Below are 11188 nucleotides of genomic sequence, written 5' to 3' on the forward strand. Positions count from 1 at the left end.
TTGTGCACGTTACATAATGTATCATTGTTGAAATGTGGTGTGTACGAGGCACAAGATTTTACAAAACAGATCATGTTCTAAACAAAATAATGTTATAATACTTTACGTCAGTTTACCTATGGATATATGATGAAATAGTATTTTACAAGATGCCAAAAGAAGGGTAAAACCGAGACCAAAGTACCGGAAATTCGGATCGGTTCCGAATAAGGCATAAGGGGGAAATCACATGTTCAGCAGATTCAAGATCAGGAGTATCGGTCTGCGTATCAGCATCGCGTTCTATTTGTTAATCCTCTGTTTAATTCTCCTTAGCGTCACCGTCATTTCCCGGTTGAATGCAATGGAAGCCAACACCAATGAGATTACGGGCAACTGGATGCCTTCGATTCAGCAGATTAACCGGTTGAACTATACTACGGAGCATATTTTGTCGTTGAGTTACCGCCACTTTGATGCTCAGGACGAAGACAAGGCTGGGCTCGCTGAAGAGCGTACCAACTATATTCGCGAAACGGTGCAGACCATTAAAATATACGATCAGCAGGAGAAAGCAGCAGATGAACAGGAGCATTGGGATGCATTCAAGACGAAGTGGGCAGCTTACCTCAAGCTGAATACCCAAGCGATCAATTTGAGTGATGAAGGACAATCCCAACTGGCCAAGGAAGTATCGGAAAAAGGAGCTGATTCCTTCGATGCTATGCAGGTCGATCTGGATTATCTGGTGGAATACAATCAGAATCAGTCGGATCTCTCTGCTGCGCAAACGATCAGGTCTGTGCAGGATGGAAGAATGATCATTATTGTTGGGGTACTGATTATGATTGCGATTACGGCTATTGCGATTCCTATTATCCGTTCCCAGGTTGTTAAACCGCTGCTGCGGGTCATCAGTGCGGTGAAGCTGATTGCAGAAGGTCAATTGAATGTGCAGGATGTACATACCAAACATGAAGACGAAGTAGGGCTTCTGGCCAAAGCGGTAAATATGATGAAAGGTAATCTGACTTCCATGGTATTGAATGTCAGACGTATTGCAGAAGCGGTGAATCGTCAGAGCAATGAGCTGGCCATTTCTTCGGAGGAGGTCAAGATCGGCAGTCGCCAGATTGCGATAACGATGGAAGAGTCCGCCAAGGCAGCGGAGAGTCAGGCGGTAACCGCAGTGGAATCGGCACGTACCGTTGAGGGGCTGAACGAGCACATTCAAAAGCATGCTGATCAGGGAAACCAGCTAAGTCTGATGTCAGATCGTGTGCTGGAGCAGGGGTTGAACGGAAGCAAGGCCATGGAGCAATCGGTGCAGCAAATGCAGCAGATCGCTGGTGCTGTCTCGGCTTCCATGAACCGGATGGAACAGCTAAACCGTAAAAACGAGGATATTTCCAAGCTGGTTCAGGTCATTCGTGACATTGCTCGCCAAACCAACCTGCTGGCATTAAATGCTTCCATTGAGGCGGCTCGTGCGGGAGAGAGCGGACGCGGGTTCGCCGTTGTAGCAGCAGAAGTTCGGAAGCTGTCTGAGGCTGTCCAGACTTCAGTGGAGGAGATTACGGTGATTACCGAGGATATCCAGCAGGATTCCCAAGGCGTAGTTGCAGAATTACGTACGGGCGTTCGGGAGACTGAGCTGGGACAAGAGCATGTGCGTACTTCGGGCAATCTGTTCCAAACTATTAACGAATCGGTAGAGGGAATGGTTCAGGTCATAGGTACAATGACCGCTGGCCTGGAAGGCATGCAGGAAGCGAGCGGGCGCATGAATGATTTTAGCCAACAAATCTCTGCTGTATCGGAACAATCCGCAGCCAGTGTGGAGGAAGTTTCTGCCTCGGCGGAAGAACAAGTAAGCTCCATGGAAACGATCGGCGGCAGCATTCAAACGCTGAAGGAACTGTCTGACGACCTGCTTGCTTCCATCGAGAAATTAAAAATATAAACCTTCTTCTTATAATAGAAGAAACATGAAGGACGGCTATGGTTTTGACTGATTCAGAAAGAAGTTTAACCCACAAAAAATATGTGTATACTTTTGCCTGTCATGAAAATGAACGTGAATTATGTACGCTTGAGCTTAGTACAATGTTTGGTTTGGATTCGGCGGCACATTTGGATTCCAGGTCATATGTCCGGTCCAATATTAACGTTCCACCAGGCAGAAGTCCATTTATCCATGGGAGGCTGGATGTGTTATCGGAAGCTGACACGGTGAATGACCTGCTTCCAGCTGCTGCGCGTATCCACTTGCTTCCGGAACAAACGTTCAAGGTAGTTTGTCTGAAAGAAGGAGATCATATGCCTGACTATGACCGTTCCCGCCAGTTGGAGCGAGAAGTGGGGATGTGCATCAGAGGCAAGGCACAGATGAAACAGCCGAAAGTGACTTTTGGACTAATAAAGACAGGTAAAAAATGGATCTTGGGTCAGTGGACAGTTGCGGATCGCTCGTGGCAAAGTCATCAGCAAAAGCCGCAAAATTATTCAACCGGTCTCGGCGTTACACTAGCGAGAGCGCTCGTCAATATAGCCATACCGAAAGTGGAAAACCACCGGCTGCTTGATCCATGCTGCGGCATGGGTACGGTAGTCATTGAAGCTCTGTCCATGGGCATCGAAACAAGAGGAAACGATCTGAATCCTTTGGCGGTTCAGGGAGCGCGAATCAATCTTCCGCACTATGGCTATGATCCGGCTTGCATCACGCTTCGGGACATGAATGAATTAGACGGTACTTACGACGCGGCAATTTTGGACATGCCCTACAATCTGTGCTCCGTTCTCCCGGATGAAGAACAGCGGCGCATGCTGACAAGTCTGCGTAGGCTGACGAAACGAGCCATAGTTGTATCCACCGAATGGGTGGAAGAGCATCTGCTCGCAGCGGGATGGGAAGTGAATCAGTATTGCACCGTTCGTAAAGGAACGTTTATACGTCACATTTGGTTATGCACATAGTTATATAATAGAAGAAACCTCCATGCCGGAATGAAACAATTTCCGATGTGGAGGTTTTTTTATTTCGATTTTTAGAAATAATAGTAAAGCATTTGTACAATTATGCATGGAAAATAGCGGATGAATTAGTATTTATGACTATAGTCAACCAAGTTGCGTGGGAGTGTTTTGCCAGCCAGATGAGCTTCCAGATTTTCTACAAAAATATCCAGCGCACGATCGGTATATTGCTCCGTACTTCCTGCGATATGGGGAGTAATTAACACATTGTCCATTTTCCATAACGGGTGTTCTGCAGGAAGGGGCTCTTCCTCAAATACATCGAGTGCAGCAAAGGCAATATGCCCACTGTCCAGGGCATGAAGCAGCGCTTCCGTGTTCACGCTTGGACCTCGTCCTACATTTACGAAGCAGGAACCTGGTTTGAAATGTTCGAATGCAGTCTGATCATATAAATGGTGGGTTTCGTCAGTAAGGGGCAGTATGTTAATGACATAATCACCTTTTCCCAAAGCTTCATGCAGTCCGGACATGTCGTACATGTGGTCCACATTAGAGACGTCCTTGCCGGAACGGCGAACCCCAATCACATTCAGGCCAAAGGCCTTGAGAATACGGGCTGTCTCGGTGCCGATTTCTCCTACACCTACAATAACGGCTGTTTTGCCGTGCAGTTCTGGCAGAGGTTTGCCGGGAGCTTTCCACTCGGCTTCTTGTTGATGAAGCATGGCTTGTCTCAGCCAGCGGCTATGCGATAACATCATGCCTATAATAATTTCGGTGATTGGAATGGCATGTACGCCATTTGCACTGGTCACCTGAATGTTTTTTTGTTCCAAATCCGAAAATGGGAGGTTATCCACACCAGCGGACCAGACCTGGATCCACTTCAGTGAACTGTCTTCATTTAGTGCATGTTCAGTGACAAGGGGAGACCAGCCTACAATGATTTCAGCTTCCTTTAACTCTGCTGGGTCAATTTCCTTGGCTTTGCCAACGGTCAGTGAATAGCCTGGTGCGGCATCTAAAATGCGCTGCTTCTGCTCCGTAGATAAAGATGGAAAACATACAATTTTACCCATAGTGTGTAACCTCCTGAATTCAATTGATTTTGTGAGTTAAGTGTAGCAGATTTGAGAAGATTATGCAGAAAGGCAGGAATACAGCCTCATGTGCAAGTGCCGACACTTGTGTCAATCTATAATTACCCAGCTTGAAACAATACATAGGAATATGAAATAATAGAACGAACTTTAGAGAGGTGTATACGATGATGAATAACTATTCATATACGGATCTACCATCACGGCGGGAAAGATTGTTTACAGCGATTCGCCTTCCGGCAGCTGTTCAGGAGTCCATCCAATTTGATGCAGGGCTGGTGAAGAACAAGCTCGACTTTCGCAAATGGACGGATCATCGGGATTATCACATTACCTTGCAATTTCTGGGTGATACACTCGTGAGTGATATCGGGCATCTGCGCAAAGCGCTGCGCACAGCCAGCAGTGGATTTCAGCCGTTTGAACTGCAAACTTCCGGGTGGGGGACTTTTGGTCTCAAGGATGCACCGAAGGTTTTGTGGAAGGGTGTGGACGGAGAACTGGAGTCATTGAATCGACTGCACAATAAGATTGTGGAGGCCACATCGGCTCTTGGGTATGTATCAGAATTAAGACCGTATTCGCCACACATTACAATTGCGCGAAAATTTCTGGGTTTGCTTCCAGGAAATGAAGATAAAGGGATTAATGGAGTGCTTCCGGAACATTCCTTGGGTGCTAAATCATGGCTGGTAGAGGACTTTGTACTTTATGTGACAAGGCTGGGACAATCGCCAATGTATGAGGTTGTGGATACGTTTTCATTTTCCTGAAACTCGTTTTTATGACATAAAATCACATTGACATTACGTTTATCCCTATGTAATATTAGCCATCGTTATTCAAATTCTTTTTTTTGGGTTACTTAGTTAAGGGAATTGTTGCGACAGGAGGAATCTTCGAATGGATATCATAAGCAAGAATCGTTGGGTAGCACCGATGTTATCTGTGCTGCTTGTATGTATAGTGGGGGTTAATGTAGTTCAGGCAACTGGAAAGTGGAACGAGGCAAGTGATAGTAGACAGATGACTGAACTTGCGTCTTCTGTGCAAAATAACGGATCAACTTCTTCTGAAGGGGACAGGCGAATGATGGTAGACGGGACAAGTCTGTCTGCTGAACCATCGGTTCATTCTGCAAACTGGACAGTTTCACTGCCAGCCAAGGACTGGCTTACGGCTGCTCAGGAAGAGCAGGAACTGAACGAAGCCAAGGCCAAACAGAAGGCCAAAGCTGCGGCTGCGGCGAAAGCCAAAAAAGAAGCTGCCTTGAAATTGGCCAAAATAGAGAAGGCCAAAGCGGCTGCTGCATTAACAACTCCCCCCCAAAAACTTTACTTTACGCGGACCAAACTTCTGACGCAGGAAGAATCGAAACTTGCAACCTGGTCATACAGTGTGTCCGATAAAGAGCTGCTTCTGCTGCAAAAAATTGTCATGGCAGAGGCGGAAGGTGAACCGTACGAAGGCAAAGTGGCAGTTGCCAATGTTGTCTTAAACCGGCTGCGGTCAGCCAATTTTCCCGATTCCATTTACAAGGTAATCTATCAGAAATCCCAATTCAGTCCAGTAGCCAACGGGCGTCTGAAGCGTATGGTTCCCAATGAGGACAGCGTAAAGGCAGTCAATGCTGCATTGAACGGGCAGAAGGAAGTCGCCGATGATACGTATTATTTCCTTTCATTGACGCTTGCCGATGATCTGACAGTTGCCCATTCCAAGAAAAAAGTAAAAACGATTGGTCATCATACTTTTTACAAGTAATTGACCTGTAAATTCTGCAAACAGGCGGGGTAGTTAACTGTGTTTACATTACACTAGCCCTGAAATGTCCTGAAACGGAGTTTTATTTCAATATTTGAAATGATCTTTATATTCTAAATTACCCTTTTTTCTGGTAAATCATACGTCATATGAAATGAAATTGAAGAAGGTTCCCTTCCAAAATGCGGAGGGGAACCTTTTTGTGTGCTTTTATATTTATGGTATCAGATCTTAGACCAGGACTTGCTTATCCTCAACCAACACCCTCGTAGAGACGTTACAAGGGCCCTTAGAAGCCTTAGAATGGAATTCGGGTACCTGACAGCGTCGTGGCAGGAATTCCGGCTTTGAAGCGTTCCTTGGACGTGGAGGAGAACTCGGCTGTAGCCGGGAACAATAATTCATGTACAGCCTGTGCACAAGACGTAGGATCATAGGATTGTCGGTTCCATGGTTTGCGCACAACTTTCAGCTGGCTTTCAGCTTCATGCGGTGTCTCGGCCCGCTCGCATAATTGTCTGAAGCGCTTGGTAATCACGTCTGATGAATGTATAACCTGACCATATCCGGCTTGTACAAAATACTCACAGTTTTCTTCTTCCTGGCCTGGGAGCGGTGGAATGAATAACATGGGCAGCCCTTTGGCCAAGGCTTCGGTGCAAGTCATGCCGCCTGGTTTTGTAATGAGTACATCGGAAACGTCCATCAGCTTGCTTACTTCACGGGTGTAACCGAGAATGCGGATGTTCGGATGCTGGAAGCAGGACATCTCCTTCATTTTGGCGATCATTTTCTCGTTGCTTCCGAGACAGAACACGAGCTGTATCCGATCCGCCCAGGAGGTTAATAGTTTCATATGCTCTTCGTCAAAAGAAAGTCCCCAGCCACCGCCCATCAGCAGTGCCGTTGGCATGTTTTGCAAACCCATTTCCTGACGGAGGCGCACTTTGTCACCTGCTTCCCAAAAATCAGGATGCACGGGAATTCCCGTCACCTGGATTCGGGACGGATCGACTCCGCGGATTTCGAGCAGTGCTTTCACCTGAGGGGTAGAGACGAGATACTGGTTTACTTCCGGGTTGATCCATGTGCCATGTACATCGTAGTCAGTGATAACGGTATACAGTGGGATGTTAAGCCCCTGACGTTTCAGCCGGGAAATAACCGCATTCGGAAACGGATGGGTGCAAATTACGGCATCCGGCTTCAATTGGGATACAACCTGTGCGGTCTGAGTATAAAAAATCCGATGCAGAGCGAGTTTGGTGAGTCCGTTCAACGATTTATTATATTGTGTCCGATACAGCATGCTGACGAGTTTGGGCTGGACGGATAATGTTTTTCGATAAGCGGAAAAAATAAGCGGAGCCACCGTCGGATTCAAAAATTTGCCGAGTTCGATGACACGACTATGGACATGTGGACTGACCTTTTTGATGCCGCTTGCCAGTGCATGGGCGGCTTGGGTGTGACCGGTGCCGAAACCTTCGGATAATAAGAGCACTCTTGGTTTTCGCATGAGTTCACCTTTATTCATAAATTTAAATTTGATAAGTTCCCCGTTATGCCGTACCCTTCATTACTACATGAATATACAGCGAAACGGAAAATGATGTTCATTCCATAAATATTTACACGGAACTCGATGTTCTGAGACAGTCCATCTTCGTTCTATCCGTATTATTGGAACCATCATACACTATAGACGACGATTGAATCACTTTCCACTGCATTTCGGTTAAAATAAATTAACACAAATTTGTAATGTTAGGGTTGCAATCTGTTGACGAAGGTGATAATGTAAGTTTTGACCGAATGACCAGATTGTATTTTTGGTCATTTCATGAGGTGAATTCAATTAAAGGAGGGGATATGATGGCTCCGATTGACCGGAGGCAGCAGGTCATCCATGCAGCAGCTCAGTCGTTCGCCATGTTTGGATACAAAGCTACCACGATGGATCAGGTAGCCAAGATTGCGAATGTTGGCAAAGGAACAATTTACACCTTTTTTACGAACAAGGAGCAGTTGTTTGATCAGATTCTGGTAGAAGTGATCCAGGAGATGAAGAACATTGCTCACCGTGAAGTTCATCAGGAAAGTGCCTTTTTTGATAACCTGTTTCGTGTGCTGGATTCATTGCTGGAATTCCGTCGTGACCATGACTTACTGATTAAGTTGTCCCAGGAGCTCAAGGATTTTGGAACAGTTCAGGCCAAGGAAGGACTGGACAAGGTGGAGAAGGTCATTTCCGATTTCTTGTCCAAGGAGCTGGAGAAAGCCAGAGACAGCGGTGAGATCCGGGATTGTGATCCGCAAGTAGTGGCCTTCATGATGATCCGGTTGTACACCGCGCTCACCTCCGATTGGAACAAGCAGCATGAACCGCTCAGCAAAGAGGAAATCAAAAATTACTTTCGCCTTTTCTTAATGGAAGGAATTGCTGCCATCACTTAATTTGAAAATTCCCTACTATAATATGGGTTATTTACTAACGAGAGGGCAGTGAGGCTTGTCGAGAGACAGGTTTGTTTTTTTGTCTTGAATTGACCGTTTGAGGAAAATGGTCATTTCGTATTTCAGCAATTTGCTGAATTGATTCATTTTTTTACATGAAGTTATTCCTGCTCACGGAGCAGAGAGTTAGGGGAGAAAATGACATGAAATCTTTATCCGTGTTTTTCAAGGATGTGGGATCGGCCGTGAGAAACCCGAAGGTGTTGATCCCCGTCATTGCAGTTATGTTTATCCCGATCCTGTACAGCGGCATCTATCTGGCTGCCTATTGGGACCCATATGGTCATGTTGACCAGATGCCGGTGGCTGTAGTCAATCTCGACAAGGGTGCAGAACTCGAAGGCAAATCCTTGCAAGTGGGCGACGATCTGGTAGATGAGTTGAAGAAGAATGGGGATTTTGAATGGGAGTTTGTCAATGCGTCGCAGGCCAAAGAAGGCATGCAGAACGACAAGTACTACATGCAAATCACGATTCCTGAGAATTTCTCCTCCCAGGCAACGACGCTGCTTGATGATAAACCGCAGCCAGCTGAACTGATCTACGAACCAAATGGCAATTATAGCTTCGTAGGTGCACAGATTGGCAAGACGGCGATCAAGGATCTGAAAGCGAAAGTATCTGCCAAGGTGACTGAGGCTTATGCGGAAACGCTGCTCGACAAGTTTACCGAAGTGTCTGACGGACTGGCGGAAGCCGGTGATGGTGCGGGTGAACTGAATACGGGAGCAGGCAAGCTGGATGATGGTGCGGTCAAGCTGAAGGACAATTTGGCCAAACTGGCATCCGGAACGCTGGAACTTCAGGATGGTTTATCACCATTGAGCGACGGAGTTAACGCATTGCATACCGGGGCGGCCAAGTTAGAAAGCGGAACAAGCAGTCTGGTATCCGGTCTGCAGCAGCTCCAGACGGCAGCCTCGGATCAACTTCAAAGCGGGGCAGACCAATTAAAGGATGGCAGTGACAAACTGGCAGCAGGCCTCCAGTCGTCTCTTGATGGCACTGGCAAGCTGCAGACAGGACTGCAGTCATCCGAACAGGGCAGCGCGAAGCTGTCCGAAGGTCTGCAAAGCGCAGTGCAGGGTAGTGGCACTTTGGCGGCAGGTTTGCAGTCAGCCGTAGATGGCAGCGGCAAGGTGGCAGACGGCGCCCAAGGTGTGGCAGACGGATTGAAGCAGCTGGCTGCATCCAATCCGGAGCTGGCTGCGAGCGAGGACGTACAGAAGCTGCTCGCAGCAAGTGAGGCCGTAGCAGAAGGCAGTGCGCAGCTGCATGAGAGCGAACAGAAGCTGGCACAAGGTGCTGATCAGCTTCACCAAGGCAACCAGCAGCTCGCTGCAGGTGCGACAGAGCTGCATAGTGGCCAGCAGCAGCTTCTGACTGGTGCAGACCAGCTCGCCGATGGGCAGCAGCAGCTGCTGGCTGGAGCCAACCAGCTCAGCGAAGGCGGAGCACAGCTCTCCGACGGACTGAAGCAGTTTAGCGGCAAGCTGGGCGAAGCGGCAAGCGGCGGTACTCAGCTGGTGGACGGAGCCAAGCAACTTGGCACAGGTACAAGTGCCCTGCAAACAGGTGTAGGCAAGCTGAGCGGTGGTGTGAGTTCCCTGACTGACGGTTCCAAACAACTTGGAGATGGAGCTGGTGAACTGGCTGACGGTTTGACCGAGCTCAAAGATGGCTCAAGTGAACTGGCGACCAAGCTGAATGATGCCGCTCAGAAAACGTCTGAAGTGAAGAAAACCGATGACGTGGTCAATATGTTTGCTGAACCGATCAACTCAGCTGAGAACGAAGCGGAAGCCGTGTCCAACTATGGTACAGGATTAACACCGTTCTTCCTGTCCATTGGATTGTTTGTCGGATCCCTGATCTCGACCATTATTTTGAAAATGCGTGATACGTCCGTACCCGGCGCATCCGGCTGGAGCCGTTTTGTAAGCCGTACGCTCGTATTTGGTTCCATGAGCATTTTCCAATCGGTTATCGTTGCAAGCTTCATGCTCTATGGTCTTGGTTTGGAGACACACAGCGTACCGCTGTTCTATCTGTTCACGATCATTACAGGACTGACATTTATGCTGATTGTTCAGGCGCTGGTAACCTGGCTTGATCTGCCTGGACGTTACGTGGTCATTCTGCTGCTGGTATTCCAGCTTGCGGCAAGCGCAGGTACTTTCCCGGTAGAATTGATTCCATCCTGGCTTCAGGCGTTTACCCCATGGCTGCCGATGACTCACAGCATTATGGGCTTCAAAGCAGTCGTATCCAGTGGGAATATCGATGTGATGTGGCATCAGGCAGGAATCCTGGCGATCTACGCAGGAGTATCCGTTCTGTTGACACTGGCATTCTTCCTCTGGAACGGCCGGCGTCCGAAAAAAGAAGCCGAAAAGGCCGAATCAGGTCAAGTGGTGACAGCATAGTTCTGAAGTATTGCGGAGTATTAGCTCGTATCCAAAAATAAACTTTGTTGCACAGTATCAAAATTATGCAATATAGTAGTCAAAAAGTGCAAAGAGCTTGTGACCCCAAAAAGGGTCGCAGGCTCTTTTTGTATACAAATGCATGTTCGGGCAGCACTTTGCTCGAAAATGAATGGAGATTTTGGTGATAGGAAGCAGAAACACAGGCTGTATATGGAATGATTTTCTTTTGTCAGCAGATAAATTCAGTTGTACTCTAACATAAAATGTGTATAATTATTCGAAAAAGAGATGATTTTAAACGTCATTACACTAAAGCTGTACTGCAAAACATTTCTTATCAGAGGTATTAAAAAGTTTAAATTGCGCTGATGTTAGGTCAGTGTTAAAATAATAGAACTATATCAAAAAACGTCGCTC

At 47.2% G+C, this 11188-nt stretch carries 8 protein-coding genes; 6 read left to right on the plus strand and 2 right to left on the minus strand.

The window, feature by feature from the left end; translation table 11 throughout:
* The first annotated feature begins 229 nt into the window (after positions 1-229).
* Both AAIH57_RS11150 and AAIH57_RS11155 read left to right on the plus strand, forming a co-directional pair.
* On the plus strand, positions 230-1942 hold the full coding sequence (locus tag AAIH57_RS11150) for a methyl-accepting chemotaxis protein (RefSeq protein WP_430021663.1): 1713 nt from the start codon (positions 230-232) through the stop codon (positions 1940-1942).
* Between the two features lie 44 nt (positions 1943-1986).
* Positions 1987-2958: a TRM11 family SAM-dependent methyltransferase gene (locus AAIH57_RS11155; protein ID WP_430021664.1), complete on the plus strand. Its 972-nt coding sequence runs from the start codon at positions 1987-1989 to the stop codon at positions 2956-2958.
* A 125-nt stretch (positions 2959-3083) separates the two neighbouring features.
* On the opposite strand, the gene AAIH57_RS11160 is transcribed toward AAIH57_RS11155, so the two are convergent.
* Positions 3084-4040: a D-2-hydroxyacid dehydrogenase gene (locus tag AAIH57_RS11160; RefSeq protein ID WP_430021665.1), complete on the minus strand. Its 957-nt coding sequence runs from the start codon at positions 4038-4040 to the stop codon at positions 3084-3086.
* A 188-nt stretch (positions 4041-4228) separates the two neighbouring features.
* Here AAIH57_RS11160 and thpR point away from each other — a divergent pair, with 188 nt between their 5' ends.
* On the plus strand, positions 4229-4834 hold the full coding sequence (gene thpR, locus AAIH57_RS11165; RefSeq protein ID WP_430021666.1) for an RNA 2',3'-cyclic phosphodiesterase: 606 nt from the start codon (positions 4229-4231) through the stop codon (positions 4832-4834).
* 130 nt (positions 4835-4964) lie between these two features.
* The gene (locus tag AAIH57_RS11170) at positions 4965-5825 is read left to right on the plus strand and encodes a cell wall hydrolase (RefSeq protein ID WP_430021667.1); all 861 of its coding nucleotides are present in this window, start codon (positions 4965-4967) and stop codon (positions 5823-5825) included.
* A gap of 298 nt (positions 5826-6123) precedes the next feature.
* On the opposite strand, the gene AAIH57_RS11175 is transcribed toward AAIH57_RS11170, so the two are convergent.
* Complete coding sequence (locus AAIH57_RS11175; RefSeq protein ID WP_175398172.1) at positions 6124-7344, minus strand: MGDG synthase family glycosyltransferase; 1221 nt, start codon at positions 7342-7344, stop codon at positions 6124-6126.
* A gap of 356 nt (positions 7345-7700) precedes the next feature.
* On the opposite strand from AAIH57_RS11175, the gene AAIH57_RS11180 reads away from it, so the two are divergent.
* Both AAIH57_RS11180 and AAIH57_RS11185 read left to right on the plus strand, forming a co-directional pair.
* Positions 7701-8282, plus strand: coding sequence for a TetR/AcrR family transcriptional regulator (locus AAIH57_RS11180; protein ID WP_175398418.1), 582 nt, complete (start codon positions 7701-7703; stop codon positions 8280-8282).
* Positions 8283-8485: 203 nt separating this feature from the next.
* Positions 8486-10768, plus strand: a complete 2283-nt coding sequence (locus AAIH57_RS11185) for a YhgE/Pip family protein (RefSeq protein ID WP_430021668.1) — start codon at positions 8486-8488, stop codon at positions 10766-10768.
* Positions 10769-11188: the final 420 nt, after the last annotated feature.

Source organism: Paenibacillus sp. MABNR03 (genome assembly GCF_050455445.1).
Lineage (GTDB): Bacteria > Bacillota > Bacilli > Paenibacillales > Paenibacillaceae > Paenibacillus > Paenibacillus xylanilyticus.